We start from the raw sequence: 18,495 nt of genomic DNA on the forward strand, positions 1-18,495 counted from the left end.
TAGATTGTTTACACTAACGATTCGCCCCTTGTTTTCTTGGAAAGATAGTTCACAGAGAACAAGAGAATAATACTAATGATGGATTTCAGCATGCCAAGAACCGTAGCATAAGAATAATCGTTGATGATCCATCCCGTTTTGTACACGTAATAATCCAAAACTTCCACCTTATCCGCCACAAGTGAATTATAGAAAACAAAATATTGATCAAACCCATTATTCAAGAGATTGCTGACCGATAACAAGAGAAGAACAAAGAATGTTGGGGCGAGTCCAGGCAATGTAATATGCCGCATCAATCCAAATTTACTAGCACCGTCTATTCGGGCAGCCTCATAAAGCCCTGCATCTATGCCTGCTATCGTAGCAATATAAATAATCACGCCCCACCCCAAGCTTTTCCATATGCCTAACCCTAAATGAAAGAACCATGCGGCATCATTATTGCCCAAAAGCCCGATCACTGGAACACTTAAATGCAAGTTTTTTAACAGTGTATAGTAGAGGCCACTCGTTGAAAAAATCGAAAAAGAGAGCGAGAATACGACAATCCAGCTAATAAAATGAGGAAGTGTAGTGCTCGTTTGAATCCATTTTCTAAACTTGCTGCTTTTTATTTCATTGAGCATAATGGCCACGATCAACGGCAATGGCGCGAATATGAGATTCAGAAAGCTCATCGCTAAGGTGTTTCTTAAGATCCGGAAAACCTCACTTCGTTCCGCATATATTTTCACAAAATTATCAAAACCTAAAAAATGCAGCTGCGAAAACTTCAACGCCGGATTGTAATCATAGAAAGAAAAGATCCAGCCGAATAGTGGCACATAACTGAAGGCAAATACAAAAACACTAAACGGAATCGCGATGAGAAAATATTTCAATCCTGCTCTATTTTTCTTTCTGGTTCTATGTAACGGCTTTACTACAGTCATGGATATTTCTGATTGCATAGTTCCCTCCGCGAAGCGTTTTTTTTCATTAGGTGCTATTCAATACTTGTGTATATCCATAATAGTAATGGTAAAAATGGGGAATAAAAATGAACAATTTTACGAAATACAGAACAAATATGAGCACTTTGCCCCAATAAAAAAAGCGTTTACAATTAGGTGGTACTTTTTTACGATTTTTGGACTTTCGGGATTGTTACTTTCAATTTAGTCCCTATATGCTGTTCACTTTCGATTTGAATGCCATAAGGATCGCCGAAATGAAGCAGAATTCTTCGATTTACATTCATTAAGCCGATGCCTGTTTCTTGTTGGTTATCTTCACTACCCTTGCTCTTCAAAAATTCTCTGATTTCTTGAACCTTCTTGTTGGACATGCCTTCGCCATTATCGTAAACAAACAATACAATTTCATGGTTTTGTTCTTCGGCAGTTATGATGATTTCACCACCATTTCGACTGTTAAGACCATGATAAATCGCATTTTCTACCAATGGTTGGAGGAGAAAACGAAGGATTTGGCATTCCATGACGTCATTGGGTATGCTGATTTTGGCTTTAATCTCCCCAGCATACCGATAATTCATAATTTTGATATAATTCTCGAGATATTCGATTTCTTCACGGATGGAACATAATAGATCATTCTTTTTGAACATGGGATGCAGGATGTCACCTAACGTTGTAAGACTTTCCACAATATTGTCCGCTTTGACCATGATGGCCATCCATTTGATGGTATTTAACGTATTGTAGAAGAAATGGGGATTAATCTGCGACTGCAAAGCGCCAATTTCTATCCTTCTCTTCTCTTCCTCGATCGTTTCCTTTTGCTTAAGCAGCTCCACGATACTTTTCGACATTTTATTAAATTGCGCAATCAGAATCCCAAACTCATTTCTCACATCCAGATCAAGTGTAAGACCTAGATTCCCTAGTTCCATTTTCTTCATGACCGTAGTTAAGCGATTCAGCGGCATCGTAACCTTACGGATCCAGTACCTGGATAAAATAGCTCCAAAAAGCAAGCTAAAGATAAACATCATGATCACAATCTGCCTTAAAGTCAAAATATCCTTGGTAAATTCACTCAAGGGAATTTCATAAATTAAGATCCAATCAAAGCTGCTGCTTTTATAAGTCATGATTTGCTTCCCGTCGTGTTCATAGCTAGATAACTTGTCGCCGCCGTTAGTAGCAGATATGAATTGCAGCGGAATCGTACCGTGACTGCCTATCTTGGCTTCGTCGCTGTGAGAAACAATTTTACCAAAACCATCCATGAGGTACATTTCTCTGTTCCTATTATCACTTGCATGGTTATAAATATCAGTGAAATACTTCATATTCACATTAACTACGATTGTCCCCGTCTGACTATTCGAAAATATGCTTCTGGCTGCAGATATGTAATAAGTCGGCTTTGAATCTGCTGCTTCTTTAGAGAGCGTATTGCTTGTCGCTATGTTGAAATCCTGAGCCGTAAAGCCACCAAACCAAGTCAGTGTTAGCGCTTTCGATTTAACCGCAGGATAAATTTCCGACCTATAAAATTGGTTCTGTTTACTCGATGAATCATAAAGAATATCGTTACTATTTGAACTAGCCCTAATGACGAATCCGTCTTCCCCATAAAAGCTAATGGAATCGATAAACTTGTAATTAGAAAGCATTTGTGCGAAATCTTTGAAAGCTATCTCCATCTGAAGAACACGATCAATCTCTGTCACGTTCTTGTAATCAATCAAATTTTGCAATTCGCTGTCCAAAACAAGCTGCCTGGAAACCTGATCCACCTCACCCGCAAAAATAGACAAATTATAATCATATTGTTTTAACTGCTGCAGACTATTCTCTTTCGCATTGTTTTTTAATATATTTAATATCCCTGAATATGAAAAAATCGAGCTTATGGTGAAGATAAGCAGGAACATGACCAAGAAAGAAACAAACAAGAGATTGGACAAGGAATTTCGATATTTCCTTTTAAAGAATGCTTTCATCATCCCCATTATCCCCATCATTCCTTTCTGCCCGATTCTCCACAAACCATTGCTTCTGAAACTCATTCGGCCTCATACCTGTGACCTTTTTGAAAACGCGGCTAAAATAGCTGTAATCCATATACCCTACCTTTTCGGCGATTTCATAGGATTTAAGATGTGTGTTTACCAGCATATCCTTGGCCATGTCTATTCGGAAACGGTTCAAATACTCAATAAAGCTCAAATCTAAATTTTTTTTGAATAAACTGCTGAAATGATTAGGGCTCAATTTCACCTGATCCGCTACTTGCTGCAACGAGATATCTTGATGGTAATTCATTTGAATAAACTTCGCCGCTTCTGCGATTTCTTTGTCGATGAATTTCTTCTTCGCATGACTGCTTTTAAGCTCGGAGAGGAATTGTTTGAAAATATCTATCGTTTCGTCTAACGTTGTGCATTTATGAATTTGGCCCGCAAAATCAAGCGCCATGTTGGAGATATCATCCATGTATACATTTAAATAAACGGTTGGCCAATGGATCCAGCGGATCACCATGATTTGGATTTCTGCTTTGGAAATAGTTGCTGACTGGGTAAGGATTTTTATACCCGCTTCTATTTCTTTCGCGTACCTCTCATTAAATTGATCTGAATCTTGCCACATTTGTTCGAGCTTCATCCTAATATCTTTCAGTACGTTGTCTCTCCCCATATCTTGCCATTGGATGAATCTCTCATTCCCCAATATAAATCGCTGCTCTAGTGCGGTGACACATTCACGATACATTGGTTTAAGCGAAGAATATCCGTTATTTATGGTGCTAATTCCGCAGGAGATCGATGTGTTAAGGTATTTCTTGATTATGTTGTTAATATGTGAAAGGATTTCTTGTACATTCTGATAAATCTTTTGCTCGCTAATCACATCTTGGAAGCTGAAAAGCAGCATATATTTCTCGTCTTTCTCATGAAGAACTTCCCCTCGGAGGTATCCACCCAACAATTCATTGATGATGTTCAGAATACTGAATCGGATCAGATTTCCTTGATTGTCTTTTAATTTACTTTCCATTTGCTCAAATTTATCGATCGCAAGTACACATAGGACCAGCCGCTCCGGACTTATGCGAAAATGTAATTTATTCGTCACTTCAGCAAATTCCGCTTCCGAATATCGCCCGTAAAACAAATAATCCTTCACTGCATTTTCTTTGAGATGAATGATGTTCGCTTTCAAATCTTCTTGCGTGGTAGTAGTATGTATATTTTCTTCCAGTAATTCAGCTTGTACTTTTTTCAAAACAGATTCCATTTCAACAATGGACATTTTTAGTTTGAGAATATAGTCAGAAATTCCCAATTGAACGGCTTTTCGCAACAAATTGTACTCGTCATAGGCTGTCAAAATAATAATTTTCGTTTTTGAGTCTTTTTCTCTAATTTGAGAAATAAGCTGCAATCCATCCATGATTGGCATTTTAATATCCGTTAAAATCAAATCTGGTTTTTGGTCATGATAAACTTCCCAGGCTGCTTGTCCATTCGAAACATCCGCAATCACTTCCATACCCAATTCGCCCCAATCAATGGAGCTTTTCAGACCAATCCGTACCAACATCTCATCTTCTACAATCAAAACTTTATACATCGACAACCCTCATTTCTTAGTTAACACTTTTATATAGTCATTATTTGGAAAAACGGAACTCTTTGATTTTACTTTAACATAAGATATTCTCTTTGCTAGTAGCTCCTAAGGATATGAGTAGCGTAAAACATCAAACGACAGGGGAAGATAGTCCCCTGCCGTTTCTATTACTTCATTGCTTCAATCATCATCTTGAAGATCACGAGATCCTGCAGGTAATCTTCCGGTGTCGTCTTTGGCGGCATCCCTTTCGTGACTACCTCATAGAAATACTCAATCTCACACACATAAGCATCCTTGTATGTCGGGCGAATAACCGATTCCTCAAAGCTGTCCCCTTTTGTTTCGCTAATAAGCAGCGTCGTTGGCAATTGTCGGATATAGGGTGTGTCATACTGAATAAGAACCGATTTATTCTCACCATAAACCTCGATATGAGCATCAAAGCGTCCCTGTTGGTCCATCCCTGTTTCAAATGTGGCGTTGAAGCCATCAAATTCGAAAATCGCATTCTTGAATCTGCCCCCCAACCAAGATGAAGCCGCCTTCACACGAATGGGCGTTCCAATCAATTCCCGCATGGCCGAAATATCATGACTATTTAATCCAAGCAATAATCCATAGGCTCCATACATGTCATCAGCTGCTTCACCGACCGCTTCTCTCATTAATCTGACGTTTCGCTCCTTACGGTCGTGAACAGCTTCAATTGGAATGTCATTGAAACGATACACATGGCTGGATTGACCCGTGAAGAACCCGTTTGGACCGATAATATCACGCACTCGTGCATAGATAATTGGTCCAAGCGACTTCACCTCTTCTAATGCCCGAAGATAGGCGGGAGCAAATCGCCTCATATAACCAACCATCACATGTACATTTGTGGCATCTCGCGCATCGATAATCTCTTTAACCTCAGCTGGGGTGACACACATTGGCTTCTCTACAAAAACGTATATGTTCCTGTTTAACGCCGCAACGGTACACTCCGTATGGTATTCCATGTTATTCAGTACAAAAACAGCATCAAGTTCGGACTGTTCAAACATGTCTGTTGCGTTCAGATATAGCTGTTGAACGCGATATTTCTCCCCCATCTTCGCAAGAAGCTTTGGGGAAATATCACAAAAAGCAACCATCTCATAGAGCTCCGGCAGGGATTCCAGAATCGGCAAATGAATGATTTGCGCTACTTCTCCTAAACCAATAATTCCTACTTTAATCTTTGTCATAATACATTCTCCTCCGATGTCACATCCTGGGATACCCCCTACTTTAGACAGTTAGGTTTTAAATGTATATTTCGAACTTTGTTGATTTCTTTGAATAATGACAATCTTGAGGAACAAGAGCTTCAATTAATGGCTTTATGTTTGATATTTGCTTAGGCTTGAGGGGGAAGAATAGAAAATAGAGCTCAAAAGGTCATTTATCGACCAATTGAGCTCTATTTGCGTGTCATCAATATCGAATCCAAACTTCATGTTATCCCTCTTTATATATCGGATATCCAATAAATTTAAAATCATTGCCCAGTGTTTCAACACTTACATCGGATAGCTCTACAGCGTCGCTCATTTTATCAAACCCGGTTCCTCCTAGAAACGATGGCGCATTTTGGCCACCAATTAATTTGGGAGCCATGTAAATAATCATTTTATCTACGAGCCTATTTTCAAAAAAAGAGGCATTGATTTCACTGCCGCCTTCAATCAAAAGAGAAGAGATTAACTGCTTACCTAGTACCTGAAGAACTTCGAGTGGATTAACCTTGCCGGTCTTCTCGGTTACAAATATTTTGACACCTGCTGATTCCAATGCTTTTCGCTTTTCAGGCTCATGAGACTTTGTCGTAAACACCCATGTTGGGGCTTGCCCATCCGTTACCACCTTTGCTCCCGTAGGTAAACGTAAAGTGGAATCTAGGATCACGCGAACAGGATTCCTGCCATTAGGCATCCTTGTTGTAAGCTGGGGATCGTCTTTTATCACTGTATTGACGCCAACAAGTATCGCGGCGTTCTGATTTCGAAGCATATGGACGTCCTCGCGAGCTAAATCGGAGGTAATCCATTTGCTATCTGATGAAAAACTTGCAATCTTTCCATCCATCGTGATTGCGGATTTTAGTGTTACAAATGGCGTCTGCTGAACGATAAATTTATTAAAAACTTCATTCATTTTTCGGGATTCTTCTTCACATACACTGACGATGACTTCGATGCCTGCTTCCTGAAGTATACTTACTCCTCTACCCGATACCAATGGATTAGGATCCATTGAAGCAATAACCACCCGTTTTATACCGGCTTCCCTGATGGCTACTGCGCAAGGCCCGGTTCTACCATAATGAGAACATGGCTCAAGCGTTACATAAATGGTCGCCCCTCGCGTGTGTTCGCCAGCCATACGAATAGCATGAATTTCAGCATGAGGCTCTCCCGCTTTCATATGAACCCCAATGCCCACGATCCGGTTATCATTCACAATGACAGAACCAACAAGTGGGTTCGGATCTGTCTGCCCTTTCATAGCCATCGCATTCTGTAATGCCAGCCTCATGTAAAATTCGTGGTTAGTCATTATTGCAACAGCCTTCGCCTTCATTGTAGTGTCCGGACCGCTCGACTTTCGTTTTCAAATATTTCTCGTTATACTCGGAAACATCTCCCCAAAGCTGCACCCGATCCTCTACATCCAGACCTGCCTTACTAAGCGCATCTAATTTTTTGGGATTGTTTGTGATCAGTGTGATCGGCTTTGTCCGAAGTGCTTTTAAAACCTTTATCGCGTCGCTATAATCACGTGAATCATCAACAAAACCAAGTTGAAGATTGGCATCCACCGTATCATATCCGTTTTCCTGTAGAATATAAGCAAGAGCTTTGCTGAAGAGTCCGATGCCTCGTCCTTCATGATTTGCCAGATAAAATAACGCGCCGCTTCCATGCTCGGCAATATGTTTCATCGACTGTTTGAGCTGATATCCGCAGTCACATCGCTTGCTGCCGAAAATATCTCCGGTATGACAGATGGAGTGAAACCGAATCAAGGCATGTTCTGCATTTTGAAAATCCCCATGGACAAGTACACTCGATTGTTGATATTCCGCTAAATTAGCAGCAGATAATTTGGCGACAATACGCTCAAAATCTTCAGTCACTTCGTTGCAATTGAGCCAGCAGTACCACTTAAACTGGACTGTCTCCCCAAGTAAGTTAACTGGCAGATTAATGGGTCCGACAAGATATACGGCTCCTTCGTCCGTTTTGATCAGTTTTATTTTCTCTTGTAAAAGAGAAATCACTTTAGGATCGAAGCTTTTTACAGCAGGCATGGAAACGTCCCCTTTAATAATCTGGATTGGAATTTCCGACAAATAATCTTTGTCTTATTTTGCTTAAATAAATGCGCGATTATGTGGGGGCTACAACAACCATCAAATATATGATCAGCACGATCGCCATACACCCGGCGAATTTATAATTCGGCACGGCTACCTCAAACACCGGCTTCTTAAACAGACCCGCCAGCAAATTGTTCACGGCCGAGGCTGGTGATATAGGATTGGACAAGCTCCAGCTTCCCAGCAGCAGTACTGCGAAATACATCGGACTGATCTGCACGCTCACCGGATCAATGCCGCCAGCAAGAATGGTGACCGGCACGATCGGATGAAGACCGATTAACGAGGTTCCCGCAATGAGAGCCACCGTGAATACCGAGAATGTTAAGGATACCGACAGCGGTATTTGCTCCAGCAGTGCCGGAACCGTGGTTCCGAACCTCGTTACGCCGATTGAACCGCTGAAGAAGCCGGCCGCCAAAAATAACGTGATTTCCTTCTGCAAGGCGGGTAGCGTAACGGTAACATGATTCTTCAACCCTTGTCTGTATACGGCCATCGACCCTTTAGCCATGCACCAGATCAGCGGAAATAATACAGCCGCCATACAAATTAATATCACCATCGGCAGCTCAACCAACCGCTCCAATACCAATATGGCGATTATAGCAGTTATTAAATATATCCCTAGCCCTATCGGAAAAGCCGCACTCCCCTGCTTCTTAGCCAGCTCATGTTGAGGTGGCTCCGTTTCAGCCTCCCGCAGCTCCCTGAAATCGACCGCCCAGCTTACGACGAGGCTAAGGACAGCCAAACCGAGCAAATAAGGCAGAACAGACGACCAAGGTAACTCAAGCGCCGATGTCACGAGCGTCATCGCGGCGAAATACGGCGACCATAGAATCGCCCCCGCAAATCCCCGGTTTAGCGCATTGGCAAGCAGCCGGGACATACCGGGTTGCGGCTTTACAAAGACCATTTGATACACGACAGGGATCGAACCGACATTGATAAACACGCCCATGATTTGTGTAAGAAACTGTGTTCCTATGAATAAAGCTGCTTTGCTGCGAAAGTTTGCTTCGTAGAAACGCTTCAAGGCGTCGACGTATACGGGAAGCCGGACCGGAATCCCAAACAGCGGCGCGAAGAGGAACAGCGTAACGATCGTCACGTTTATTCCCGCCGACTTGAACCAAACCGAGGCCTCCACGTTCTGAAGCAACATGAGGACTGTCCCGGCAACCATAAAGGATACTGTAAGCCAGAGGGTCAACCCCTTAAGCTTCGGCAACAATATGGCGATAGCAAAAAAGACAAGGCATCCCAGCAGAGGAGTAAACATCTCCAGCTGCGTCAGCTGCTGTACAATATAAATCGCGGCAATGGAGAATATGATCATCCTCTCCATTGCCGCTTTAACTGCGGATTTCATCTGATCCGCCCTCTTTCACTCATCATTATTAATTAAATTGCCAGCAGCTTAAGCTTAGGTTGCCGTATTGATAGCTGCGGTGAAGCAGCTTCGCCTGACGATTGGAGTCACCGGATCCCATTGCGAGAAGCAGCGGAATAAAGTGTTCACTCGTTGGTACGGACTCTTGGGCATTAGGAGCTAGTTCTTGATATTGAAACAGGGCTTCCGTATCCCATGACTCGAGCTTATTCTGGAGCCAGTTGTCGAACTGCTCCGCCCACTTATCAATTCCTTCTGACGACCATTTCAATCTTCCTAAATTATGAACTGTTCCTCCGCTTCCGATAATAAGAACATCCTGTTCCCTTAGTTCTGACAACGCTTTGCCGATTTGATACTGCTGCTCGTTGCTCAGATGACGGTTCACGGATAGAGCAACAACCGGGATATCCGCCTCAGGATACAGCAGCTTCAAAACCGCCCAAGCCCCGTGGTCCAGTCCTCTTCTCTCATTCAGAACGCTTTGAATGCCGTGCTTTTCAAACAGCGCTCGAACATGCTCGCTTAGCGAACGATCGCTTTTGGCCGGATAGGTCATCTCGTAAAGCTCATCCTGAAACCCGCCAAAATCATAAATGGTTTCATACGTTTCAGCAGCGCTGACCGTCTGTACCGATTCTTCCCAGTGAGCGCTAAAGAGCACGATTGCCTTCGGTCTAGGTGTATGATCCTTAAAGTTCTTAAGCAGTTGTGTATATTCGTTATCCTCAAGCACGATCGATGGGGCGCCGTGCGCGAAAAAATAGGAAGGCATCATGAGGCTTCTCACTCCTTTTTTTTGTTATCAGTCCTTTTTTGTAATCAAACCAGCATCATGCTTAAGCCAATTTAGAAAATCAAGCTGGTTCTCTTCCGATACGCCGTGGTCGGTAGGATATAGTTTAAATGTCAAACGCTTCGTTTGATCCTTCAAATACAACGCCGTCTCGTGGCCGATCCGAACCGGGAATACGGAATCGTACTCTCCATGGGAAATAAATATCGATACGTCCTTCACGCTTCGCAGTAGATACTCCGTCTTCACAAAGTCAGGAACGTACCCGTTCAGCGCAACGATTCCGTTCAGCTCATCTCCCATTGTAAGTGCAAGTGTCATCGACAGAATTGCTCCTTGGCTAAAGCCAAGCAAATACCGTTCGCCTGGATCGATCGGATACTTTTCCGTTGCATAATGTATGAATGCTTCGAGTTGTTTCACCGCTTCGTCAAACATCTCGCGGATGGGATTGCCCAGACTCTTCAAATCATAATATTGGTAACCGGCACCTAGCGGCAAATTGCCGCGAATTCCGATAATGATGAAATCATCAGCCAACGGAGCGACCAAACCAAACATATTTTTTTCATTGGAGCCTTTGCCATGCAGGGTAAAGACGACTGGATATCTCTTGTCCGGGTCCATATTGGCCGGTAAATGAATGTCATATTGATAAAACGGGTTCATCATAATCCCCCTTAGTAGTAAGTTATGCACTGCGTTTGTTCATAATAAGACGGTCGACTGAGAGAGTCGATTGTTCGGTAACAACCAGATACAACGAAACCAACATAAATCCAAGATCAAGCTCATAGCCTGGCATTTGTCCATCTCCCAGAAGTCCTGCCGAAAGCTTCGTTGTTAAAATTGCACCGATCAGCATGACTACAAACAATGCCGATACATAACGAGTAAACAAACCCACAATTATCATTATGCCGCCGACAAGCTCAAGCATCGCTACCACATAAGCCAAAAATCCCGGTATACCTATTGAACTGAACCATGCATCTACATTGCTAAGTCCCATTTGAAGCTTAGCGACTCCGTGAGATAAAAATATAATTCCTATCACTACACGCATAATAACCGAAACAACTGCTGTCTTTGTCATTCTTATCCCCCCGAAAAATATTAGTTATAAAGAAATAATGTTTGTATAAGTAATATAATACTGGACACACTAGCGTGTCAACTTAAAATTTGTTAATATGTAATTATAATTTGTATTACTTATATTTTAAAGGAGGTGCAATCGTATGGATATCGGCTCCACAATACGAGCGATTCGGAAGCGAAGGAATATCACAATCGCTCAAATTTGCGAAGAAACCGGCTTGTCCCAAGGCTTCATGAGTCAGGTTGAAACCAATAAAACCTCCCCCTCCATATCGACGTTGGAAAATATAGCGCAGGCTTTAAAGGTGCCTTTGGCTTATTTGCTCTTAAAGAAAGAGGATCGAATGAGTATTGTTCGGAAAGAAGAACGAAGAATCACAACAAGCGGTTCCGAAAATCTAAAGGTGGAGCATCTGAGCTCTACAAAGAACGTAAGGATGATGCTTGTAGAGTTCCCTCCCGGGACTTCGACGGGGGACGTACCTCATGCTCATGAAGGCGAGGAGGTCCATGTAGTCATTAAAGGAAGAATATACGCAGAGCAGGGAGAAGATGCGGCTGAATTCGGAGATGGCGATTCGTTCAGTTGGAACGCATGCACGCCCCATGTGGTGAGAAATATAGGGGAAGACACGGCAATCGTGCTTATATCCATCTATACAGAAAGCGACAGCGAACGAGACCTTATCTAAAATGGTAAGGGCAGTCTGGAGTCACTCATTTCGATTAACCAAAAAAATAGCCCTCAACTGAGCCAAGCGGCCAAGTTGAGGGCTTTCTTTTTCATCAGTTAGAAGCCATGCGGTGGCACCAACCGCTGCCGCGAAGCCTCAAACAGCAGCACCGTCGCGGCCATCGCGACGTTCAGCGATTCCGCTTTGCCCTGCATCGGAATAATCACCTGCACATCCGACTGTGCAGCGACCTCCGGCGACACGCCCTTGGCTTCGTTGCCGAGGATCAGCCACGTCGGCTGCCGCAGGTCCGTGTCGTAACACGAGCGCTGCGCCTGCAGGCTCGTGGTCACCAGCCGCACGCCGCGCTCACGCGCGCGCGGCAGCAGCTCGAGCAGATCTGCCTCAACAATCGGCAGATGATACATCGATCCCATCGTCGAGCGGATCGTCTTGGGATTGTACAGATCGACCGTGCCGCGGCCGAGCACAACAGCCTTGGCCCCGACAGCATCCGCGCTGCGGATGATCGTGCCAAGGTTGCCCGGGTCCTGAACGCCGTCCAGGACGACTACAAGATCATGCTCGCCGGCGAGCAGCTCGTCCATGCCAAGCTGTGGCCGAGCCACAACGGCCAAAACCCCCTGCGGCGTCTGCGTATCTGAGCATTTTTCAAGCACAGCCTGGCTGACGCCAACCCATTCCACTGATGAGGTAACCTGCTCAGCTAATCCAGCAGGAACCCCTTTTTCCAAGCTATACAGAATGGTCTCTACTGGAGCCTTTGCACTTAATGCTTCCTCGACCAGATGGTAACCCTCAATGATATATTTCCCTTGTTTGTCCCTGCCTCGGCGTTCTAAAAGCTGCGCCCATTCTTTGACTCTGGCATTCTGAACAGACATAATTTCCGTATGTACGCTTGTCATTTATTCCTACCTACTCTGCGAAAGTCACTTCAAAAGTTTGAAGACTTGAATTTTTACCTACAAGAACCAAAATATCGTCTATTCTAAGCGGCTCTTCCGCACTTGGCGGAATGATCAGCTGCTCATTTTGTTTGATCGCAATCACATTACAGCCATATTTAGCCCGGATATCCAACTGTTTGAGGCTTTTACCAATCATTTGTGTAGACACCTTAATCTCAACGATGCTGTAATCGGCAGAAAGCTCTATGTAATCGATAATATTAGATGAGATCAAATGATGCGCCACACGCTGTCCCATATCTCTTTCTGGATAAACGACTTTGTCTGCGCCAATTTTCTTTAATACTTTCCCATGCAGATCATTTACAGCTTTCACTACAGTCGTAGGTATGCCCATTTCTTTGAGGATTAATGTAGTCAGAATACTCGCTTGAATATCCTCTCCAATAGCCACAACCACAACGTCAAAATTACGAATACCTAGAGCTCGCAGCGCTTCTTCATCCGTAGAATCTGCTTGAACGGCATGTGTGACGAAAGCTGAAACCTCTTGAACCGTCTCTTCACGATGATCAATAGCAAGGACCTCAAACCCTAATTGTGACAATGTTTTAGCGACGCTAGACCCGAATCTTCCCATTCCAATAATCGCAAATTGCTTTCTCACTGTTGGCGTGTCCTCCAAATTCCTAAGATGATTATAATTATAACATACTCACGGGCCGCAACTCACTATGCATGGATAGGTGGCGAAGTATGGAAGGATGAACGGCTTGAAACTTGCGCATATTAATATCGATAACGAAATGGAAGCGAGGTCCACGAATGAACATCACCTTAAGACAGGCCATCGTCCAGCGAGTCCAGAATAAATCGAATAATGAGCTTCAGGAAGTAATTGAGGATTCCATCGGCGGAGAAGAACGGGTTTTGCCCGGACTTGGTGTGCTTTTCGAAATCATATGGCAGCATAGTGAAGCAGATATTCAAAACCAACTTGTAGAAACACTCAAAGATCATCTCGAATGACTCTACCACATCTAGCTGGCTAGGGGGTTGCCAGTGGCATTCCCTTAGCTGGTTTTATCCTAATTTGGGAACTTACAGGCAGCAGGAAATCTCCCTTGAAGACGGTGAGTCGCCGTGCCACTCAGAAACGAATCCCAAGCTGGTCTTAGTATGTTTAAAATATCATGAAACGTCTCAAATGGATAATAGGCCGTTCCTTCCTCTTTCAAATATCTAGCAAGACTCGCTCGCGCAAAAATCCAATCAGCAAAGCCGGAGCCATAATAGTCACTGCTGCCATCACCAATGTAAATGACAAGCCATCCTTCCTCTTTTAGCTGCTTAACAACACTTGCCTTGCAGCACCCGCACCATTTGCAGGCTGGATTCGTATTCTGGACCCCAAACTGAAATTGACCATCCTCCAAATAGGTAATCGGATTCCCGATAACTCGGTCCACTATCACCTGATCACGACCTAAAATTTGCTCAATATAATAAAGCATCCCATCACTTAAAACCGTAACGGGCACATCTTTCTGCTGGCAAAAATCAATAAAATCCCGCGCACCATCCCGCAAATGCACACTCTCAATCAGCTTATTAACCTGTTCCTGCCGATCTGCAAGATTAGGATAAGCCGCTTCAATCCAAGCTAAAGAACCGACCTTTTTCTCTCGAAACTGGCGCGAAGCCTCTACCACTTGCGGCTCATTCAATACACCTAATCCTTCCATCAATACATCGCCAACATCCTGTTCCATCAATGTTCCGTCAAAGTCTGTCACGACCGCAATTTTTTGCATGGCCAGCTTGTCCCCCCTATTAAACTCAGAATCCGATAATCTTAGTTTTCTATATAACAACAAAAAAACCTGCCCAAAGGGACAGGTTCCTACGCTACGCGTACTATTCTACTTTCATCACTTCGACTTATAACTTGGCCCATTCTAAGCCGCAGAAAGCATCAATTGGGGACTCACCACGAAATGGTTGACGATTTTCGATCCTGAATTCGGGATGTTTAATAAAATTCTGGACTTGTCCGGGCTCGGATTTTTGAAGCACGCTTGGTTAGGCGACATGCATACGGCTTTGGGAACCTTATTATTTATTCTGATTTGGTCGGGCTTCGGTTGGGGGTTGTTATTCTATTACGCAGGTATAAAAGGAATTCCGGAGGATCTGTACGAAGCTGCTAATTTAGACGGAGCCTCAGGGCTTATGCTGCATTTAAAAATTACCGTTCCTTTGCTTTCACCCGTTATTGCCGTTCAAGTTACTCTTGCCATTGTGACGGCCTTAAAGCAGATGGAAACTGTTTTTCTTACGACAAATGGCGGACCCGGTGATTCCACGCAATTCCTCGCCGTTTACTTATATAACAAAGCGTTCTCTGCGAGCCAATATGGTTATGCAAATGCAATTTCGATTCTTTTTATTCTTATCTGCCTGATCGCTACTTATTTAAGCAACAAGTTAATTCGTAGCGATGCAGCAGAATACTAGGCGGTGATGTCATGAAGAAAAAACATAAAATAATGCTTTGGATCTTGTTCCTGCTGGTTGCCTTCGGGCAATTGTTTCCGTTAATTTGGCTGGTCGACTTTTCTTTCAATAGCAGCAGCGATTTTTTCTCCTCGAGCATTTTGAAATGGCCTAGTTCACCTCAATGGCAAAACTATATAAATGCTTGGGTCGATGGCAAATTTCCAAAGTACTTGCTTAACAGTGTGCTGATTTCAGCTGTAACTATTATCTTGACTGTCTTCCTTTCCTTATCGCTAGCCTATGCGTTTACCCGCATGCAGTGGAAGACGCGTTCTTTCTTTTTCACAGTAATATTACTGGGTATTATGATTCCGATTCATGCAACACTGCTTCCCAACTTTGCTATTTTCAAAATTTTAGGACTAACGAATTCCTATCTTGGCTTAATTCTTCCCTACACGGCCGTTTCGGTACCTCTTGGAACCTTCATTCTATCCGGATTTTTGCGCAGCATTCCTGGAGCTATTGAAGAATCAGCTGTTATGGACGGTTGCAGCATTTACAGGATTGTCTTTCAAATTATCATGCCGCATACGATGCCAGCATTAGTCACTATAGCCGTTACAACGTTTCTGACTTGCTGGAATGAATTTATTATGGCATCCACATTCTTAAGTAAAGATTCACTTAAAACGTTGCCATTCTCTGTCATGAATTTCACCGGCCAATATTCATCCGATTATGGATCACAATTTGCCGTCATGGTGTTAACTTCGATACCGGCTATTATCATCTACGCCATATTTAATGAGCAGATTACAAAAGGCGTTACCGCAGGTGCAGTCAAGGGTTGATGTCGGAGGACAAGAACATGGGGTTAGTTAACAAACAAAAAGCAGGTACCGCTACCTGCTTTTTTTTCTACGAAATCTAAATCCCCCATAATCAATGACTACGATCTGTTTACTCCGCTTTAAACGCAAGTGCTTCTTTAAACGCAGGTTAAGGGCATACGGTTTATAATATTGGCCTGTACCCTTGGATGGAATGATTCCATTGTCCAAAAATTTCTTTACTAATTTCATAAGCAATCGTCTATTTATTCGGGAATTCCGGAATTTCCGATCATATTTTTTCATAGTTACCCAGCGATAATCCGTGTCGTAATCGATAATTTGCGCAAAATATTTTCTTATCGGTTTCAAAGATGATTTATACATGTCTACTTCCCTCTTGTTGCATTTGATCCCTTTTTTTGATTTTGCTATCTTCATAACATAGCCGTTACCTAAATCGTATACAACTCGCGTTACACCAGACCCAATGAATTTCTTCCCTTTTATTTTCCTTTTCATGTACGGATTCATCTTAATCAAGACAGCTCCACCTCATTCTTAATAATGTAATGCCCTCCAACTGCGCCATTTACGGATTTAATTATAAATTTAGTATATGTCGAGAACCTCGACCCGAACTGGTTGTACATTTAGATTGTAAAAAAATGGTCTTTACGTGACACATATCCACAGAAAAAAAGTAGAACATGTTGTTCCCTGTGTAGCAACATGTTCTACTTTTTCACGAAAATCACATCGCTTCTCGAATTGGGATAACTTCGTTGTTTTAGTTACTTTTGATGATCCCATCCAGAAAAATTCACTCCTTCTAATTAAACTACGATTTAGTGGGCTTACTTTGAATTGAGACGGTTCTAATCGAAACGCCCTCTCTTTTCCCCTTAGTTCGGAAGCATTTAATATGAATTGTCGGATCCATGGAGACAATAACTGTTGTGGAGGTACAAACTCCCCTCGCTTCGGAAAATGGGGGAAATGAATTAAATAACTTAATATGAATGGCTTAAGACCGATCTCTTATAGCCTCCAATGTGAGCAATCTACTAGCTTTATGATCAGGGTTGGTATCATTGATACTTTCTTATCAACTCAAAAAATCCCCCTCTTAATCAAGAGGAGGATCCATGTATTAATTTATTATAGTACGGTATCAGGTGAAAGCGGAGCTGGTTTCTCACAGCTGCTTTGCATCACATAATGCTTCCCTGAGTCGGACGCATCGTGGAAGCCATGCATCGCCTCGAGCACGTGGTACGCCAGCTCACCATTCGCGCGGTGTGCATCACTTTGGCCGCTTATCAAGGCTTCAGCCATGGCCGCAACACCTAAACCACGGTGGTTTTCTTTATAGCCATGTGACAGAGGAATCGGCTCCCAGTCTGAACCGCCTCTGCGAATAAGCACCTGACCTCCGAATGTATTCGGGTCGGGAACGCGTAAAGAACCTTGACTGCCGTAGATTTCAATGTTCGGCAGCTGTGTGCCTCCCATAATATCAAAGCTTGTTACAAGCGTAGCAATCGCACCACTGTGGAAATCCAGCACACCAGCAATATGCGTTGGGGTATCTACTGTAATTTTTTGCCCGCGTTTCTTCTCACTAGAAATAGTGCGCTCCGGGAAACTAGCGGTAGCCGAGCCGGTTACTCGGCGAATTGGGCCAAGTAAAGCCACAAGCGCTGTTAAGTAGTATGGACCCATATCGAACATAGGGCCACCGCCCTTTGCATAATAAAACTCAGGATCCGGATGCCAGTGCTCATGTCCTTTGCCCATCATGAATGCCGTTGCCGCGATCGGTGTGCCAATCCAGCCGTCATTAATCAGCTTCAAACACGTTTGAATACCTCCTCCAAGGAACGTATCCGGTGCACTGCCAACCAGTAATCCCTTGCGGCGCGCAACTTCTAGGATCTGCAAACCTTCTTCACGGGTTACAGCTAGCGGCTTCTCCACATACACGTGTTTGCCCGCTTCCAACACTTGAATACAGACTTCGGCATGCGCTGCCGGAATCGTCAAATTAATCACAATATCAATATTCGGATCATTCAATAACTCTTGAACCGTATACGCATGAGGAATGCTGAATTCCTCCGCACGAGCCTTTGCTCTATCCACATCGATATCTGCACATGCGAGCAGTTCCAAATGCTCAAAGTTAGGAATATTTTTCATATAGGCTGCACTAATATTCCCGCAACCGATAATACCAACTTTCTTCTTACTCATCGCTTACTTC

Annotated in this window: 19 protein-coding genes; 4 read left to right on the plus strand and 15 right to left on the minus strand. The window is 43.2% G+C overall.

Annotation, left to right across the window (positions count from 1 at the left end):
• Window positions 1-8: 8 nt before the first annotated feature.
• From GC102_RS30745 to GC102_RS30790, 10 genes are all read right to left on the minus strand, one after another.
• Window positions 9-953 carry an ABC transporter permease subunit gene (locus GC102_RS30745; RefSeq protein WP_171692867.1) on the minus strand — a complete coding sequence of 315 codons (945 nt, stop codon included), beginning with the start codon at window positions 951-953 and terminating at the stop codon, window positions 9-11.
• A 170-nt stretch (window positions 954-1,123) separates the two neighbouring features.
• Window positions 1,124-2,959, minus strand: a complete 1,836-nt coding sequence (locus tag GC102_RS30750) for a cache domain-containing sensor histidine kinase (RefSeq protein ID WP_171692868.1) — start codon at window positions 2,957-2,959, stop codon at window positions 1,124-1,126.
• Window positions 2,940-4,589, minus strand: a complete 1,650-nt coding sequence (locus tag GC102_RS30755) for a response regulator transcription factor (protein ID WP_171692869.1) — start codon at window positions 4,587-4,589, stop codon at window positions 2,940-2,942. Before GC102_RS30755 ends, GC102_RS30750 begins: the two co-directional genes overlap by 20 nt.
• A gap of 167 nt (window positions 4,590-4,756) precedes the next feature.
• Window positions 4,757-5,824: a Gfo/Idh/MocA family protein gene (locus GC102_RS30760; RefSeq protein ID WP_171692870.1), complete on the minus strand. Its 1,068-nt coding sequence runs from the start codon at window positions 5,822-5,824 to the stop codon at window positions 4,757-4,759.
• A gap of 253 nt (window positions 5,825-6,077) precedes the next feature.
• Entirely contained in the window at window positions 6,078-7,175 is a 1,098-nt protein-coding gene (ribD, locus tag GC102_RS30765; protein WP_171692871.1) for a bifunctional diaminohydroxyphosphoribosylaminopyrimidine deaminase/5-amino-6-(5-phosphoribosylamino)uracil reductase RibD, read from the minus strand.
• Complete coding sequence (locus GC102_RS30770; protein WP_171692872.1) at window positions 7,168-7,929, minus strand: GTP cyclohydrolase II; 762 nt, start codon at window positions 7,927-7,929, stop codon at window positions 7,168-7,170. The genes ribD and GC102_RS30770 overlap by 8 nt, the downstream gene beginning before the upstream one ends.
• Before the next feature lie 79 nt (window positions 7,930-8,008).
• Window positions 8,009-9,373, minus strand: a complete 1,365-nt coding sequence (locus GC102_RS30775) for a hypothetical protein (protein WP_171692873.1) — start codon at window positions 9,371-9,373, stop codon at window positions 8,009-8,011.
• 28 nt (window positions 9,374-9,401) lie between these two features.
• Window positions 9,402-10,172, minus strand: a complete 771-nt coding sequence (locus GC102_RS30780; RefSeq protein ID WP_171692874.1) for a DODA-type extradiol aromatic ring-opening family dioxygenase — start codon at window positions 10,170-10,172, stop codon at window positions 9,402-9,404.
• A gap of 27 nt (window positions 10,173-10,199) precedes the next feature.
• Complete coding sequence (locus GC102_RS30785) at window positions 10,200-10,859, minus strand: alpha/beta hydrolase (RefSeq protein ID WP_171692941.1); 660 nt, start codon at window positions 10,857-10,859, stop codon at window positions 10,200-10,202.
• A gap of 22 nt (window positions 10,860-10,881) precedes the next feature.
• Window positions 10,882-11,286 carry a DoxX family protein gene (locus GC102_RS30790; protein ID WP_171692875.1) on the minus strand — a complete coding sequence of 135 codons (405 nt, stop codon included), beginning with the start codon at window positions 11,284-11,286 and terminating at the stop codon, window positions 10,882-10,884.
• A gap of 145 nt (window positions 11,287-11,431) precedes the next feature.
• On the opposite strand from GC102_RS30790, the gene GC102_RS30795 reads away from it, so the two are divergent.
• Window positions 11,432-11,983, plus strand: coding sequence for a helix-turn-helix domain-containing protein (locus GC102_RS30795; protein ID WP_171692876.1), 552 nt, complete (start codon window positions 11,432-11,434; stop codon window positions 11,981-11,983).
• Between the two features lie 98 nt (window positions 11,984-12,081).
• Here the strand turns inward: GC102_RS30795 and GC102_RS30800 are convergent, their stop codons facing one another.
• Window positions 12,082-12,894, minus strand: coding sequence for a TrmH family RNA methyltransferase (locus tag GC102_RS30800; protein ID WP_171692877.1), 813 nt, complete (start codon window positions 12,892-12,894; stop codon window positions 12,082-12,084).
• Between the two features lie 10 nt (window positions 12,895-12,904).
• Window positions 12,905-13,564, minus strand: a complete 660-nt coding sequence (locus tag GC102_RS30805) for a potassium channel family protein (protein ID WP_171692878.1) — start codon at window positions 13,562-13,564, stop codon at window positions 12,905-12,907.
• A gap of 158 nt (window positions 13,565-13,722) precedes the next feature.
• On the opposite strand from GC102_RS30805, the gene sspI reads away from it, so the two are divergent.
• A complete protein-coding gene (gene sspI / locus GC102_RS30810) occupies window positions 13,723-13,926 on the plus strand; it encodes a small acid-soluble spore protein SspI (protein ID WP_171642708.1) in 204 nt (67 codons plus the stop codon).
• A 59-nt stretch (window positions 13,927-13,985) separates the two neighbouring features.
• Here sspI and GC102_RS30815 read toward each other — a convergent pair whose 3' ends face one another.
• Window positions 13,986-14,711, minus strand: coding sequence for an MtnX-like HAD-IB family phosphatase (locus tag GC102_RS30815; RefSeq protein WP_171692879.1), 726 nt, complete (start codon window positions 14,709-14,711; stop codon window positions 13,986-13,988).
• A gap of 187 nt (window positions 14,712-14,898) precedes the next feature.
• Between GC102_RS30815 and GC102_RS30820 the strand changes: the two genes are divergently transcribed.
• Complete coding sequence (locus GC102_RS30820) at window positions 14,899-15,414, plus strand: carbohydrate ABC transporter permease (protein WP_246321203.1); 516 nt, start codon at window positions 14,899-14,901, stop codon at window positions 15,412-15,414.
• 11 nt (window positions 15,415-15,425) lie between these two features.
• Window positions 15,426-16,250 (plus strand): carbohydrate ABC transporter permease, encoded by an 825-nt coding sequence (locus GC102_RS30825; RefSeq protein ID WP_171692880.1) that lies wholly within the window; start codon window positions 15,426-15,428, stop codon window positions 16,248-16,250.
• Window positions 16,251-16,301: 51 nt separating this feature from the next.
• Here GC102_RS30825 and GC102_RS30830 read toward each other — a convergent pair whose 3' ends face one another.
• Window positions 16,302-16,772, minus strand: a complete 471-nt coding sequence (locus tag GC102_RS30830; protein ID WP_171692881.1) for a hypothetical protein — start codon at window positions 16,770-16,772, stop codon at window positions 16,302-16,304.
• Between the two features lie 618 nt (window positions 16,773-17,390).
• Window positions 17,391-18,485, minus strand: coding sequence for a Gfo/Idh/MocA family protein (locus GC102_RS30835; protein WP_171692882.1), 1,095 nt, complete (start codon window positions 18,483-18,485; stop codon window positions 17,391-17,393).
• Between the last annotated feature and the right edge of the window lie 10 nt (window positions 18,486-18,495).

The organism is Paenibacillus germinis (assembly GCF_013141785.1).
Lineage (GTDB): Bacteria > Bacillota > Bacilli > Paenibacillales > NBRC-103111 > Paenibacillus_E > Paenibacillus_E phytorum.